The organism is Otoolea muris, assembly GCF_943193115.1.
GTDB classification, from domain to species: Bacteria; Bacillota; Clostridia; order Lachnospirales; family Lachnospiraceae; genus Otoolea; species Otoolea muris.
In genome coordinates, this window is sequence record NZ_CALPCY010000020.1 from 1 (window position 1) to 15,637 (window position 15,637).

The 15,637-nt window shown below is 52.0% G+C and carries 14 protein-coding genes; 11 read left to right on the forward strand and 3 right to left on the reverse strand.

Translation table 11 applies throughout. From position 1 onward, the window contains the following. The 4 genes from NFS31_RS28340 to NFS31_RS13235 all read left to right on the forward strand — a co-directional run. The coding region (locus NFS31_RS28340) for a LysR family transcriptional regulator (protein ID WP_416389463.1) at window positions 1-644 on the forward strand (644 nt) is incomplete at its 5' end. Window positions 645-763: 119 nt separating this feature from the next. Beyond that, window positions 764-1,753: an Rpn family recombination-promoting nuclease/putative transposase gene (locus tag NFS31_RS13225; RefSeq protein WP_251495753.1), complete on the forward strand. Its 990-nt coding sequence runs from the start codon at window positions 764-766 to the stop codon at window positions 1,751-1,753. Between the two features lie 117 nt (window positions 1,754-1,870). Next, a complete protein-coding gene (locus tag NFS31_RS13230) occupies window positions 1,871-2,779 on the forward strand; it encodes a retron St85 family effector protein (protein WP_251495756.1) in 909 nt (302 codons plus the stop codon). Window positions 2,780-2,933: 154 nt separating this feature from the next. Continuing rightward, complete coding sequence (locus tag NFS31_RS13235; RefSeq protein WP_251495758.1) at window positions 2,934-3,938, forward strand: retron St85 family RNA-directed DNA polymerase; 1,005 nt, start codon at window positions 2,934-2,936, stop codon at window positions 3,936-3,938. A 326-nt stretch (window positions 3,939-4,264) separates the two neighbouring features. On the opposite strand, the gene asnB is transcribed toward NFS31_RS13235, so the two are convergent. From asnB to NFS31_RS27725, 3 genes are all read right to left on the reverse strand, one after another. Continuing rightward, entirely contained in the window at window positions 4,265-6,124 is a 1,860-nt protein-coding gene (asnB, locus tag NFS31_RS13240) for an asparagine synthase (glutamine-hydrolyzing) (RefSeq protein WP_251495761.1), read from the reverse strand. 242 nt (window positions 6,125-6,366) lie between these two features. Next, the gene (locus tag NFS31_RS13245) at window positions 6,367-7,842 is read right to left on the reverse strand and encodes a citrate transporter (protein ID WP_251495763.1); all 1,476 of its coding nucleotides are present in this window, start codon (window positions 7,840-7,842) and stop codon (window positions 6,367-6,369) included. Window positions 7,843-8,057: 215 nt separating this feature from the next. After that, window positions 8,058-8,210 (reverse strand): DUF6783 domain-containing protein, encoded by a 153-nt coding sequence (locus NFS31_RS27725; RefSeq protein WP_334303088.1) that lies wholly within the window; start codon window positions 8,208-8,210, stop codon window positions 8,058-8,060. Between NFS31_RS27725 and NFS31_RS27730 the strand changes: the two genes are divergently transcribed. The 7 genes from NFS31_RS27730 to rpoB all read left to right on the forward strand — a co-directional run bounded on the left by NFS31_RS27730 (window position 8,154) and on the right by rpoB (window position 15,621). Then, window positions 8,154-8,399 (forward strand): DUF6783 domain-containing protein, encoded by a 246-nt coding sequence (locus NFS31_RS27730; protein WP_416389466.1) that lies wholly within the window; start codon window positions 8,154-8,156, stop codon window positions 8,397-8,399. The two genes, NFS31_RS27725 and NFS31_RS27730, sit on opposite strands and share 57 nt — an antisense overlap. 1,332 nt (window positions 8,400-9,731) lie before the next feature. Continuing rightward, the gene (locus tag NFS31_RS26880) at window positions 9,732-9,854 is read left to right on the forward strand and encodes a hypothetical protein (RefSeq protein WP_275563889.1); all 123 of its coding nucleotides are present in this window, start codon (window positions 9,732-9,734) and stop codon (window positions 9,852-9,854) included. 48 nt (window positions 9,855-9,902) lie between these two features. Further along, window positions 9,903-10,433, forward strand: a complete 531-nt coding sequence (locus NFS31_RS13250; protein ID WP_251495766.1) for a hypothetical protein — start codon at window positions 9,903-9,905, stop codon at window positions 10,431-10,433. Window positions 10,434-10,458: 25 nt separating this feature from the next. Beyond that, window positions 10,459-11,217, forward strand: a complete 759-nt coding sequence (locus NFS31_RS13255) for a tetratricopeptide repeat protein (RefSeq protein ID WP_251495769.1) — start codon at window positions 10,459-10,461, stop codon at window positions 11,215-11,217. Then, window positions 11,177-11,332, forward strand: a complete 156-nt coding sequence (locus NFS31_RS13260) for a hypothetical protein (RefSeq protein ID WP_251495772.1) — start codon at window positions 11,177-11,179, stop codon at window positions 11,330-11,332. The genes NFS31_RS13255 and NFS31_RS13260 overlap by 41 nt, the downstream gene beginning before the upstream one ends. 38 nt (window positions 11,333-11,370) lie before the next feature. Continuing rightward, window positions 11,371-11,460, forward strand: coding sequence for a hypothetical protein (locus tag NFS31_RS27735; RefSeq protein WP_251495909.1), 90 nt, complete (start codon window positions 11,371-11,373; stop codon window positions 11,458-11,460). Window positions 11,461-11,727: 267 nt separating this feature from the next. Continuing rightward, entirely contained in the window at window positions 11,728-15,621 is a 3,894-nt protein-coding gene (gene rpoB / locus NFS31_RS13270; protein WP_251495775.1) for a DNA-directed RNA polymerase subunit beta, read from the forward strand. The last annotated feature ends 16 nt before the right edge of the window (window positions 15,622-15,637 follow it).

The window sequence follows — 15,637 nt, forward strand, 5'->3', positions numbered from 1 at the left end:
GGAAGGGAACCGGGACAAAACATAAAGTCAGACGCAGGAGGCTGCGCACGGTAATCGGAAACATGATCATGATGGCAGGCCACGTTACAGAGCATGCCCGTCAGTTAGGTTATACGCCCTCCGGCGTAAACCGCATGGTCAACGCATTAGAAAACGAGCTGGGCGTAAGAGGGTTTGCCCGGAGCCGAAAGGGCGTCAGCCTGACGCCTGACGTAGAGAGGTTGTCGCCGTTGATCCGCCAGCTTGTAAATTGCAGCGAACAAATTTTCCAAACATGCGCTGAGTTAAACGGGCTGATTTATGGCAAGCTGAAGATTGGATCTTATTACAGTGTAGCCTTTCATAAGCTGCCTCCATTGATCGGACAATTCAATACACTCTATCCCGAAATTCAGATTGATCTGGTGGAGCATGGGTTAAGAAACCTGCTTGCCATGTTGAAAGAACATCGTCTTGACTGCTGTTTTGTTGGAGATCCTCTGGATGCGGAGATTGATTTTTTGCCGCTGATGGAAGACAAAATCGTGGCGTGGCTGCCCCCGGATCATCCTATGGCCTGGGAGACTGCCTTTCCAATCAGGGAGCTGCAATGCCAAAAGACAACCGGCCATCCCCGGCTGTTGTCCGTCTGGTGGATTTTATGAAGGAACACTGGGATAAATAATCCGCTTTGTTTTTGGCAAAGGGTTTAATACCGGTTCAATATTGAAAGCCCCATACTTTAATGATATACTAAAGACAGAAAAGGAAGGTGGATTCCCCAATGCCAAAGAAGAAACAGGATTTAAAACCGGACACAGTGCTGAAAAATTACTGGAATAATAAGGAGCAGTTTGCAGATCTCTTTAACGCGGCCCTGTTTGACGGAAGGCCCGTGATCCGCCCGGAGGAGCTTGAGGATGTGGATACGGAAGAATCTTCCATATTGGAACACAGGGAATACGCGGAGAGCATCCGGGCCTCCAGGGACAGTATAAAAATCCGCAAGAAATCAACCGCGCATGGAGTAGAGCTTGTCATGCTGGCCAATGAGGGTCAGGAGCATATCCATTACGCGATGCCGATGCGTGTGATGGGTTATGATTACGGCACATACAAAAAGCAGTACGACAGCAATGCGGGAAAATACAAGACAGAAAAGGGCCTGGAACGTGACGAGTATCTGTCACGGATGAAGAAAACCGATAAATTGATCCCAGTTATCACAGTGGTGGTTTATTATGGGGACAAGCCCTGGGACGGGGCGACCAGCCTTCATGAAATGCTGGAGATAGGGGACGAGTTTTCGGAATATGTCAATGATTACAAAATACGGCTGGTGGAGGCGAGGGAGAATAATCTTAAGCTGCACAATATAAACAATGTGGATCTGTTTAACCTGCTGGAGATCCTCCTGGACAGGAGCATGGACAGGAACGAGGCAAAAGAGAAGGCCATACGATACAGCGAGGAACACAAAACAGATAAAACCGTGATCATGACCATAGCGGGAGCGGCCAAATGTAAGATTGATTACAGCGCATTGGAAAAAGGAGGCGGCGGTATGTGTATATTATTTGATGAAATTGCAAAAGAGCATGAAGCGCGTGGGGAGGCCCGCGGAGAAGCGCGTGGAGAAGCGCGGGGAATTATTGAGACAGGACATGATTTTGGTCTTCCGGAAGATGCCATTTTGGGCCAGTTGCAGAAAAAGCTGAATATTCCGCTGCAAAAGGCGCAGGAGTATTTTCATATGTTCGGGAAGCCGGTATGATAATGCGGTGTAACAGTTCATACTTAATCTGAAGTGTTATAATGCAGTAAAAGCAAACCGGCGCCAAACCGGCGCTGGGTTTCGGACGCGCCTTTTCCTGAAAGCGAGGAGAAAAACGTGAAGCTTACTGATGATAAAACGATCCAACAGGTCATCCGGAGGATTTACCGGGATATGTTCTGTGATTTTCATGAGCAGTATATTGTGGTGTTTTTGTGCGGCGGCGCGAGCAGGAAGGGGGCTTTGTCCCTGCGGGACCGGGTGAGGCCGCTTCTGGAGAATTCGAGGAAATACCATTATCAGATGCCGATCAAGGTGTTTTATCCCGAGGATCTGCTGATCGAGGAGATGAACCGGTCAAGGAATGCGGATCTGCTGACGTATGAGCAGCTTTTGGCGGATAACTCGCATATCATTGCGATCATCTGTGAGAGCGCGGGCTCTCTGGTGGAGCTGGGAGCTTTTACGAATAATGCGGTGACGGTGGACAAGGTGATCGCGGCGGTTGATAAGAGCGTGGAAAAGCATAAGAGCTTTATCATGCTGGGGCCGATCAAATATTTGAAGAAACGGGGTCCGGCCAATGTCCTGTCCTATGGGAAGGATGCAAAGGAGTTTGCCGCGGCCCTGACCAAGATGATACGCGCCAAGTATAAGGCGTCGAAGCATAAGGGCGATCTGGAGATCAATACGATTGTGGGCATGCATTATTATATCCAGCTCCTTCTGTATTTTTTTAAGGATTTGAGCCTGAAGCAGCTTTGGGAGACGGTTGATTTTACGGCCAGGGAGAATGGGATTACGTTTACCAATTTCCGGGTGGTGTGCGACGCGGCGCTGAGGCTTTTGCTGCAGGAGCGCTATGTGATGAAGGCGTTTGTGGACGGGATGGATAAATACCGCCTGTCGAAGAGCGGATTTTTAAGCATAGAAAAAATTTTAAGGAATTGCAGACATGGGTATACCTGTGATATAATAAGGATCGAAATCATGTATTCTAAATATTATAAAGCTTCTGGCGCTTAGAATTGTTAATGTGCGCTACATATTAACTGGGAGCAGTTCCTGCTTCGTTTGAAGAATCATGACCCGTATCCATCGTAGTTTCCTGAGCGAAAAATGGATGTTTCGATCAGGAAACTACGCCGGAAATATACTGAGTAAGCGCGAGGAGCTTTATATGAATACGAACAGCAATCTGATACTGAATACGCTGGGTGTGCCCATTATCTACGATCTGGAAAGCCTGTCGGAACAATTATCCATTACAAAGACCTATTTATATATGCTTTCGAGAAAACAGCATTTGTTTTATGAGACGGCGCAGATACCGAAAAAAGACGGGAGCATGCGTAAACTCCATGCGCCGGTCCGCTCGCTGAAGGTGGTGCAGAAGTGGATTCTGGTGGAAATTCTGGAAAAGGTGAAGGTTTCTCCCTATGCGATGGCGTTTGTCCCGGGGAAGAACGGGTTGAAGGAAAACGCCCTGCTCCACAAGGACAGGGTGTTTATCCTGGAGATGGATATTCATGATTTTTTCGGAAGCATCACCCAGCGGGATGTGTTTCATTTATTTACGAAAATTGGGTACAACTATACGATTTCCGCGATTCTGGCGAATCTGTGTACGTATGAGGGGGTTCTGCCGCAGGGCGCGGTTACGTCGCCGTATATTGCCAATCTGATCTGTTACAATCTGGACATGCGTCTGAGCGCGCTGTGCAATAAGCGGGATATTGTATACACGCGCTATGCGGATGATTTGAGCTTTTCGTCGGACAACCGGACGCGCCTGAACCGGATCGAGAGGCTTTTGAAGGAGATCGTGCGGGATGAGGGATTTGAGATCAACGACAAAAAGACGCGGTATTTTTCAAACGACAGGAAAAAGACCGTAACGGGCATTACGATCAATGACCGTGAGATCCATGCGGACAGGAAGCTGAAGCAGCGGATCCGTTCCAAGATATTTCATGCCGTGTCAGAGGCGGATTATTCGGAGGCGGCGCAGATCCGGGGGCTGATCGCATTTGTCGATTCCATTGAGGACGGGTACAGGGATCAGATGGCCTGTTATATGGAGGGGCTGGCCTTAAAGAAGGAGCTGAGACGGTCCGCCAAGGTTGTGAGGGCGTATAATGAGAATAAGCTTTTCAGGGATCTGGAGGATATGATTCCTCTGTGAGTGAAAGCGGGAGGCAGTTGTCCAGCAGGCAGCTTCGGCGTTTGCTGCGCCGGCTGTGCGGATGCGGGACACAATGAGGGAACAAAGAGAATAAAGCCGTGTATCCGGGACAGCGGCGGCGGATAGAAAGGACTCCGGACCGGGGCGGCAGGTAATGTGCCGTTTCCCGGTTCGGAGTATTTTATGCACAGGCATGTGCGGAGGAATATGCCTTTTCAGGCCGCGCGCGGGCGGTGCGGCGGGCAGAAGTTTCCCCTGCTTATTCCCGCGAGCAACGAGCCAAATGGGCATGCTTGCATGCACATTTGGCGACTGCCGCGTTTCAGTCACGAAACGACGGAAACGTGGTAATGGCGCATCCAGAAATCGATCTGGATGATATAGGCCATCATCTGCGGGGCCGCCATGAGCTGGCCATACCAGGGCTTTCCGTAGTCGGAGGGGCTTTGGAGGAAGCGCTCTGTTTTTTTGCGGTCAAGGAAGGGCAGCACAGGGGAGCTTGAATCATCGAGGATTTCCCTTACGCGCCCGGCGAGCATGGCCTCATAATTTCTGTCATACGTTTTGGGGTAGGGCGATTTTCTCCGGAAGAGGATTTCATCCGGAAGCAGGCCGCGCCCGGCTTCCCGCAGGAGCGCTTTGACCACGCCTCCCCGCGCTTTCATGTCCCAGGGCGTATTGAAGAGATATTCTGCGATGCGGTGATCCGCAAAGGGAACACGGGCCTCCAGGCCGCTGTACATGCTGGTGCGATCCATGCGGTTTAAGAGCGTCTGCATAAACCAGCGCAGATTCAGCCACGAGATTTCACGGCGGCGCGCTTCCTCCGGGTTTTCTCCGGAAAGCCTGGGAACCATGGCCAGCGATGTCTCATAGGTCTGTTTTACATATTCATCCATGTTCAGGTACTCCAGGAAGTCCTCGGATAAGAGAACCTTGCGCGCCTCCAGATCCATGGTCCAGGGGAAAGTATGCGCTTCAAAGCACTCCTTTTTGTGGAACCAGGGATAGCCGCCGAAGATTTCGTCCGCGCATTCCCCGGTCAGGGCGACCTTATGGCGGAACGCTACCTGGGAGCAGAAGTACAGGAGGGAGGAATCCACATCCGCCATGGCGGGCAGATCGTGGGCCTTCACGGATTCGGCCAGAAGCTCTGCCTGCCGCCTGGTCGAGCATTCCAGGAAGGTGTGGTCAGAATGGAGATATTCCACCATCTGCTCTACAAAGGGGCGGTCCTGGGAGGGCTGGAAGGCGCTGGCCTTAAAGTTTTCGGCGTTTCCGGCGAAATCAAAGGAGTAGGTGTGAAGCTGTTTGTTCTTCTTTTTCAGCTCCTCTGCGCAGATGGAGGACACGAGGGAGGAGTCTACGCCGCCTGATAAAAAGGTACACACAGGGACGTCGGAGACCATCTGCCTGCGGACGGCGTCCCGGATGAGAAAACCGGTTTTTTCTACTGTCTGCTCAAAGGTGTCCGTGTGCGGCCGGCTCTCCAGCTTCCAGTACGGTTCGTGCCGCACGCCGGAGGGGGAGACGCAGAGCATGTGTCCTGGCAGAACCTCGCGGACGCCGAGGAAGACGCCGCAGCCGCCGGTTCTGGCAGGGCCGATGCTGAAGATTTCATTTAAGCCCTCGCGGCCTACCTCGGGGCGGATCTGCGGGCAGGCGAGAAGGGCCTTTATTTCAGAGCCGAAGACAAGGGTTCCGGTCTGTTCGCAGAAGGCGTAAAACAGGGGCTTTACGCCCAGACGGTCGCGGTATAAAAGCAGGCGTTTCCCGGCCGTATCCATGATGGCCATGGCGAATATGCCGTTTGTTTTTTTGATGAAATCAGGCCCCCAGGTCAGATAAGCCATGAGGAGGACCTCTGTGTCGCTGGAGGTTTCAAAGGACACGCCCTCTGCCGCGAGCTCCTGTTTGAGCTCCTGCGTGTTATACAGTTCGCCGTTGTAGACGATCCCGGCCGTCTGTTCTCCAGCGCGGCGGATCATGGGCTGATGCCCGGTGACGAGATCAACGATGGACAGCCGCACCTGGGCCAGGCCGAAATGGGGGGACAGGAAGGTTCCCTCGTCGTCCGGGCCGCGCCGCTTCTGGGCGCGGTTCATATTTTCCAAAAGCCTCATAGAGGCGTCTCTTTCTTCCGTAAAATCCTTGTCTGGATTAAAAAATCCTGAGATGGCGCACATATGAATTCCTTTCTGTGTTGAGTTTTGGTTCAGTTATATTCACACTTGATATCCCTTTGGGACAGTTTCGCAGCAGTTCAGATAAGCATAGACTGTTACGAACCGTTCCCTATATTGCCAAATATTTCCGCCTGTGCTAATCCAACGCCCCGCCTGTATTGCCATAAATGGCATGCAGCCAGGTCATTGGATTGCAACCGCACAGGTGGAAATATTTTGTCGGTTAATACCTTTTCCATCCGTTACAGAAGCATAAAACAGGCGGCCAGGAACGCGGCGAAAAGGCCGGTGAGAACCGGGGCAAGGTTTTTGCGGGCCAGCTCCACGGGATTGACGTTGCAGATGGCCGCAACCGGGATCAGCCCCCAGGGGACGATGGTTCCGCCGCCGACAAAGATAGCGCCGATCTGTCCCAATGCCGCCAGGATCGGAACGGAAGCCTGGGTGGCTGCGCCAAAGGTCTGCGCCAGGGCGCCGGTCAGGGGCAGGCCGGAAAAACCCGAGCCGTCCAGGCCGGTCAGGCAGCCGATAAAGAGCTGGAAGGCGGCGGCAATATAGGGATTTAAGGGCGTTTTGGCAGCCAGCCAGAGCGCCCAGTCATTCAGGATCCCATTTCCGAAATCCCTGCCCAGGATCTGGGAGATCCCGCTTCCTCCAAGGAAGAAGAACGCGCCGATGACGATAACCGGGGCAAAGATCCGGATTGCGAAGAGAAAACCGTCCGTTAAATACTGCGTCACCTTTTCCGGCGACTGTTTCCCAAAACCTAAGACGGCTCCGAGACACATGAGCAGCACGGCCGTCCCGGAAACGACACTGGTAGCGTCTGTGCCGTTTAAATCCAGCGCGAGCATACTGATAATGTCCAAGAGAAAGGCGGCGGGGATGCAGACTGCCATGATCCGGGCGGCGCGGCGGCTCTCTGGGGCCTGCGCCGGTTCATCTGCATCATTTGGGCCTGATATGGGATGTTCTTTTATAGAGTCATCCTGCGTTGCAGCCGGATTGGATTCATCAAAGCGATCCTTTCCTGAAATCCGTGCATGTTCGGCAATGCGGACCGGTTCAGACATGGACGAGCGGTTCAGTATAAAGGCGGCCAGCACGGTCACAATGCCCATGGTCAGAAAGACCGGGCCCGCCTGGGACAGGATGTCAGCCGCAGAAATCCCGGCGGCCGCGGCGGAGATGGCGGGCGCTCCCTGGATCACCACATCGTAGCTGAGCGCAAAACCGTGGCCAAAGAGGTTCATGGCCATGGCGGCTGCCAGGGGAGACAGGCCGGCACGGATGGCAAAGGGGATCATGATGGCCCCTACCAGCGCTACGGAAGGGGAGGGCCATAAAAAGAGTGAAAAGAGAAACATGGTAATACCCAGAAGCCACCAGGTCCGGGCCGGCGTTTTCATGATTTTCGACATGGGCTCCATCAGAAGCCGGTCGCTTCCCAGCTCGCCCATGCATTTCGACAGGGCGGTGACAAGGGCAATGGTGGCGATGATTTCCATGAATTCCCTGGCCGCATAGAGCGAGGCGCAGAACACGGTCTGGATTCCGCCCACAAAAGAACGGAGGCCGACGGCGCCGATGAGGAACAGAAACAGGACACAGACGATCGGAGTGTCCCGCCGCAGTACCATCACAGCCAGAACCGTGAGAACACCGATCAGATACAGTATATGGAGTGGCGTGAGAACCACAGCAGCAGATGCTGGCATAGCGTATATCTCCTGAAGAAAGAATTATACGATCAGGATATGTGGAAATGGTGGGGCGGGTGAAACGGATTTGGGGGAGGTTGTGGAAAAAAGGCTTTGGGGGGCGGATGGGATTAGGGGTGAGAGGGAGGGAAGCGCCGGGGAAGGAAAACAGGGTTATGGACGCATGGATCTGTTTTGCGGCCATAGCCCTGTTTTTGGGAAATGCATGTATGTCATTCTTTTATTTTGTCAATGTCTGTGAGATTTACGCCTGCCACATTCAGGATTGCTTTTATAATCATTTTGTGGTTTCCCGTACTAGAGCGTGTTTGAAAATTCATTCCTGGCATCTGCACGCCCCACTTCGCGGTATATTTGTGCCAAATTCACTTAACGTAGCCCACTACGCCGCGTTCATTTGGCACAAATCTCCCACAAAGTGGCACGCACAGCTACCAGAAAGCAATTTTCAAACACGCTCTAAGGAACTGTCTCGAAATAACTTCCCATATTCCTTGTCTTTTTCTCCGATAGCACTGCTCAAAAATCAGTTACATAGCCCGCTATGCGCCTGATTTTTGAGCAGTGCTCCCGAAGAAAAATCCTGCGGACTAATGGGAAGTTATTTCGAGACAGTTCCTAAGTGATTATCAATAATGACAGTATTTATATTTTACCTGAATCCGTGAAGTTCAATTGCATAATTAGGCATAGAAAATCAAGATTTATGCTGTATTCCAGCTTTTCGAGATGCTAAAATTCTATCACCCAATGGGTGAAGAAATTTTGGTACTTCTAAATCCCAAGAGACCTTGTAAAATATGGTTCTAAAGGAAATAGTACCGACTTAAATTTCACGGATTCAGGTTTTATTTTATTTTATCAGCTATGAACAGGGATGCAAAGCTTATACGGGATTCGTTTTGTCAGTTTACTGTTTTTTCATGGGGTGGGGAAATAAGACACGATAACAAGAGGCTCTCATGATCCCCTCTTCCTGCCTTTTACGTAGGCAGTGCCGTATTAGAAAGTTCTATATTTTCTGATTTTGGCTTGGCCGGCATTGGCCTTTTGAAGATTTCCTTATATGGACTGACAAAGGTTGTTCCTATCATCCGTTGCCAGATGGTCGATCACGCTCAGGCATTCGCAGAAATATTCCAGATGCCGGAAGCTCCTCAGTGAGACTGCCTGGTTTATCGTCCCTTTCAGTACCCGGCATGGGGAATGCAACGTGCATTTGCTGGGATATCTCCGGAAAAATACAGAAGAAAGCCAAAACAGGCGGTCGAAGGAGATGTCAGGATGTAACAGTTCAGATAACCCTGAACTGTTACGGCATACGGCCATTCGGAATTGCCTGCGGCGATAGGGCCGTATGCCCGTAACCACTACGTTTTCGTACGGTCAGTGCGGTGAACGCGCTGACCTGTCTGAACTGTTACGTCAGGATTGCTGAGCCGGATGAACCGTGAGCGTAAGGAAGCCATACGCCAGGGGATTCCAACCGGATTTGGAAAATAGAAAAGCGGCTGTATCGATTATGCTTTCCCCACCCCATGAAAAGTAACCGCTTTTCTTCCGTAAGCTGGAATGGGTTCCTGCAGGAGCTGCCAATTATGCGAATCTCTGTTATAATTTCCCTATGGAAGAGTACCCATGACAGGGTGGCAGCCTCCCGAGCCAATGAAACCGGCTTGCCGGAATACAATGTACTCTCGGAATCTCGCTGCGCCTGATTTTGTGAGATGATTTTTTGTCAGATGTGCACAAATTTATGAGGCGTACGTGGAGCGTACGTTGATTAAATTTGGGTGCATCTGGCGGAAAATCATCTCACAAAATCAGGCGCAGCGAGATTCCGAGAGTACATTTTAGTAAAAGAGAGAATGGGAGGGCAGGATTTTTTGATTTTTTATGAGGAAGCTTTAGGTATTAATATAAAAAATCTCTATGACAGCACAGTGGATGATGAAAGGGGATATGAGGCATGGTTTGAGGAAAATTTTGAGAATAGAAGCGGACAATGATAAAAAGACGCATGATTTGGGAAAAGAGAATGCAAAGGAGATTTACAGATGGAGTATTTCTGGCTGAAACAGGATAAGCGGTATGTGGATGTCCCGCATATTCACAGATTCGCCGGAACCTATAGAAGAAGCGATTTTACGGTGGAGCATGCATATAAAATTGCGGATCGCAACGTGGTTTTTGTGAATTCTGAGCATCGGCTGGACTATACGGATGTGATTGACCGGCAGATCTTTTTGGTCAGTGAGGATGTGAAAAGCGTATTTAAAATGTATGATCCGTCCATAACCTTTAAAACCTTTTGCCTGCTGGACAATGTGCATATGGATTTGAAATTGTATTATGCCCCGATCATCCCGCTTATTGACGGAACCGATGAACCGGAGCGGTTTTCCCGGGAGGGACGCCGGGATAGGGAGCCTGTTATCAGGCGCGCGTACCTGAAGAGCCGCCCGATTGTCAGGCTGCGAGAGCTTCCTCCGGACGGGGTTGTGATCCGGCTCGATGTGGCGGAGAGCCTGCTGAGAAGAGGACTGTTCAGGGCGGATATGGCCAGGCTGGTTCTGACGTGTGTTTGAAAAAGCAGGGGGAGGAGAATGCTATATGGTAAAAATTTTTTTAATACTCATGTTTCTGGTGATATTATTTGGAGCGCCCAAATTCGGAGGATCCCAAAGGGGGGTGGTTTTAACAATACCGAATGGTTTATCCCAGACAAAGCGGTACACGGAGTCCGTGGACGAGCTTGTGGAACGGTATTACAGAGAGCGCGATTTTGAAAAAGCCCTTACATACGAGGAACAGGCGATCCTGGAAATGAAGTATGGTTCCATGGATACGGATACATTCTGCCGGCTAAATGCCATGCTGGGAGGCTGTTATGTGAGCCTTGGGGAATGTGAAAAGGGAAAGCCCTATATCGATACCGCGCTGAAGGAATATGAGGAGTCCGGTGAGACAGGAAAGAGTGTTTATATTGTCCGTCATATTGAGGGAATATATGCTCTTAAAACCGGCGAATACAGGACGGCGATCGATTCCTTTGAGGAGGCGCTCCGGCAGGCTGAAGCTGTGGAAGCTCCGGACGGGGGAGTTGAGCTTGAAGTGGATATCGCGGGGATCTTCTGCGATATGGGCAGAGCCTTTCTGGAGCTGGAGGATATGGATTCGGCGCTGGAGATGCTGGGAAAGTCATATGAGATTGCAGGCAGCTTAAGGCTGGAAAGCGAGGTTGCTTATGATTATTATGAGGATGTACTGGAGCCGGTTATAAAGGAATGCTTTGAAACGATATCAGACACATCGGATGAGGAAATGGGATATGACGAATGGTTTTCAGCGCAGTTCGGAGAGCAGGTATGAGGCGGGTAAACGGGAGCGGGCCGCAGCATTCCTGGAGGAAATACAGGTGCTTATCCTGCAGGTGAGTAACCGGTACGGGGGAAAGCGAAGCGGGACGCCAATGGGGCTTTATTGAGCGGTAAAGGAGCGCGCCATGGGATTGGGCTGCGGTCTGTGAGACGAATTGCGGAAAAGTATCATGGGCAGATGGAGGTTGTGGAGAAGGGCGATGTTTTTTTTGTGGAAGTGATGGCGTATTGCTGAGAGCCGCCCGTTTACGCTTGGCCTTGGGTATCCCGCCATACATGTTTGGCCAGGCTGTGTATAGCAGCAGTATTTGCACGTAACAGTTCATTTCGCTTAAAAGAATCAAAGAAACACATAAAAAATTCCAGGAAATTCCCCCATAAACTTGACACAACCACCAAATTATGATAGGATGGAGAATGCACTATTGTGGAGACTTGGGCATTTATGGTATCTCTATGCCCAAAAACAAAACATAGAAAGAAAACAGGGGTGAAACGTCGAATGGAGAAAAGCAGGATGCGTCCGGCAAAAGCCGGTAAAGGTGTAAGAATGACCTTCTCAAGACAAAAAGAAGTTCTGGAAATGCCGAATTTAATTGAGATTCAGAAGAATTCCTACCAGTGGTTCTTAGATGAGGGACTGCGGGAGGTGTTCGCCGATATCTCTCCGATTGCGGATTTTGCGGGGCATTTGAGTCTGGAATTTGTGGATTTTGCACTGTGTAAGGATGACATCAAATATACGATCGAAGAGTGTAAGGAACGCGACGCGACTTACGCTGCTCCTTTAAAGGTAAGGGTAAGGCTTTGCAATAAGGATAAAGACGAGATCAATGAACATGAGATATTTATGGGCGATCTTCCGCTTATGACCGACACCGGCTCTTTCGTAATTAACGGCGCTGAACGTGTAATCGTCAGCCAATTGGTACGTTCCCCTGGCATCTACTATGGAATTGCGCACGATAAGGTTGGTACGGAGTTATACAGTTGTACGGTGATCCCGAACCGGGGCGCGTGGCTGGAATATGAGACGGATTCCAATGATATTTTCTATGTACGCGTGGACCGGACAAGGAAGGTGCCGGTGACGGTGCTGATCCGCGCGCTGGGGTATGGGACCAATGCGGAGATCGTGGATCTGTTCGGCGATGAGCTGAAGCTGGAAAAGAGCTTTGAGAAGGATCCGTCCACATGCTATCAGGACGGGCTTCTGGAGCTGTATAAGAAGATCCGGCCCGGCGAGCCGCTTTCGGTGGACAGCGCGGAGAGTCTTTTAAACAGCATGTTTTTTGACCCCAGAAGATATGATCTGGCAAAGGTTGGCCGTTATAAATTTAACAAGAAGCTTCATTTTAAGAACCGTATCGCGGGCCAGACGCTGGCGGAGGATGTGGTTGACACCTCCACAGGCGAGATCCTGGCAAGTAAGGGCGATGTGGTTGACAAGCAGCTCGCTGAGGATATCCAGAACGCGGGCGTTCCCTTTGTGTGGATCCAGGGGGAGAAGAAGAACCACAAGGTTCTGTCCAATATGATGGTGGATCTGGCCGCTTACGTGGACTTTGATCCGGAGGAAGCCGGGGTGACGGAGTTAGTATTCTACCCGGCTCTTCAGAATATTCTGGCAGAAGTTTCCGGGGGAGAGGAGCTCAAGGATGCGGTTAAGAGGGGCATCCATGATCTCATTCCCAAGCATATTACAAAGGAGGATATCCTGGCCTCCATTAACTATAACATGCATCTGGAGGGCGGCATCGGCACGCCGGATGATATCGACCATCTTGGAAACCGCAGGATCCGCGCGGTCGGGGAGCTTTTGCAGAACCAGTACCGCATCGGCCTTTCGAGGATGGAGCGCGTGGTGCGCGAGAGGATGACGACACAGGACATGGAGGGCATTTCCGCCCAGTCTTTAATCAATATCAAGCCCGTAACAGCGGCTGTGAAGGAGTTCTTCGGAAGCTCCCAGCTCTCCCAGTTTATGGATCAGAACAACCCGCTGGCGGAGCTGACGCATAAGAGGCGTCTGTCAGCCCTGGGCCCGGGCGGTCTGTCGAGGGATCGCGCGGGATTTGAGGTGCGCGACGTACACTATACCCACTATGGGCGCATGTGTCCGATTGAGACGCCTGAGGGACCGAATATCGGGCTGATCAACTCCCTGGCCACCTATGCGAGGGTGAACCAGTACGGCTTTGTGGAAGCGCCGTACCGCGTGGTGGATAAGACGGATCCGGCGAACCCGGTTGTGACGGACGAGGTGGTTTACTTAACGGCCGACGAAGAGGATAATTTCGTGGTGGCGCAGGCGAACGAGCCGTTGGACGAGAACGGCCATTTTGTCCACAACAACGTATCCGGGCGTTTCCGCGAGGAGACGTCGGAATTCCAGAGAAAGAGAATTGATCTGATGGACGTTTCCCCGAAGATGGTATTCTCTGTGGCGACCTCCATGATTCCGTTCCTGGAAAATGACGATGCGAACCGCGCGCTGATGGGTTCCAACATGCAGCGTCAGGCCGTGCCGCTCCTGACCACCGAGGCCGCCGTTGTCGGAACCGGTATCGAGGGCAAGGCGGCCGTGGACTCCGGCGTGTGCGTGCTGGCTAAGAATGCGGGCGTGATCGAGCGCTCGGCGTCGAATGAGATTGTGGTCAAGAGGGATGCGGACGGGAACCGGGACGTGTACCGTCTTACGAAATTTAAGAGAAGCAACCAGTCTAACTGCTATAACCAGAAGCCGATCGTCTTTAAGGGGGATCATGTGGAAGCCGGCGAGGTGATCGCTGACGGCCCGTCCACGGACAACGGCGAGATTGCCCTGGGCAAGAACCCGCTGATTGGCTTTATGACTTGGGAGGGCTACAACTACGAGGACGCTGTCCTGCTCTCGGAGCGTCTGGTGCAGGAGGATGTCTATACCTCGGTTCACATCGAGGAATATGAGGCGGAGGCGCGCGATACGAAGCTGGGGCCTGAGGAGATCACGAGGGATGTGCCCGGCGTCGGCGAGGACGCCTTAAAGGATCTGGATGAGCGCGGGATTATCCGCATCGGCGCGGAGGTGCGCGCCGGCGATATCCTGGTCGGCAAGGTTACGCCCAAGGGCGAGACGGAGCTGACGGCGGAGGAACGCCTTCTGCGCGCGATTTTCGGCGAAAAGGCGAGAGAGGTCCGCGACACCTCCCTGAAGGTGCCGCACGGCGCGTACGGTATCATTGTGGACGCCAAGGTCTTTACAAGGGAGAACGGCGACGAGCTGTCCCCGGGCGTGAATGAGACGGTCCGCATCTATATTGCGCAGAAGCGTAAGATCTCTGTGGGCGATAAGATGGCCGGACGTCACGGAAACAAGGGCGTGGTTTCCCGCGTGCTGCCGGTGGAGGATATGCCGTTTCTGCCGAACGGCCGCCCGCTCGACATTGTGTTAAACCCGCTGGGCGTGCCGTCGCGTATGAATATCGGGCAGGTGCTGGAGATTCACTTAAGCCTTGCGGCAAGGGCGCTTGGGTTTAATGTGTCCACCCCGATCTTTGACGGCGCAAACGAGATTGATATTCAGGATACCCTGGAGCTGGCGAACGATTACGTAAACCTCTCCTGGGAGGAATTTGAGGAGAGATATAAGGATAAGGTGGATCCAAAGGTGATGGAGTACCTGGGAAGCCACTTAGAGCACAGGAAGCTCTGGAAGGGCGTGCCCTTAGGCCGCGACGGAAAGGTGAGGCTGCGCGACGGCCGTACCGGCGAATATTTTGACAGCCCGGTCACGATTGGGCACATGCATTATCTGAAGCTGCATCATCTGGTTGATGATAAGATCCATGCGCGTTCCACGGGTCCATACTCCCTTGTGACCCAGCAGCCCCTTGGCGGCAAGGCGCAGTTCGGAGGACAGCGTTTCGGCGAGATGGAGGTGTGGGCTCTGGAGGCGTACGGCGCGTCCTACACCCTTCAGGAGATTCTGACCGTTAAATCGGATGACGTGGCGGGCCGTGTGAAGACGTATGAGGCCATTATCAAGGGTGAAAATATCCCTGAGCCCGGCATTCCGGAATCCTTCAAGGTTCTTTTAAAGGAGCTGCAGTCCTTAAGCCTGGATGTGAGAGTGCTCAATGAGGACGGCTCTGAGGTGGAGCTGGCGGAGAATATTGACTACGGCGATACGGATATCCGTTCGATCCTGGAAAGCGACAGCAAGCAGTATTCCCAGAATGAATCCTTTGGGAATTACGGCTATCAGGAGCAGGAGTTTAAGGACGGAGAGCTGGCTTCTGTGGACGGCGGGGCAGAGGACATGGAAGAGGAATACAGCGATGATTATTCGGAAGAACAGGACGATTACGAGGACAGCATTCCGGAAGACGACTATTCGGACGGCGATATGGAGTGATCGTGATGCTGCGCGT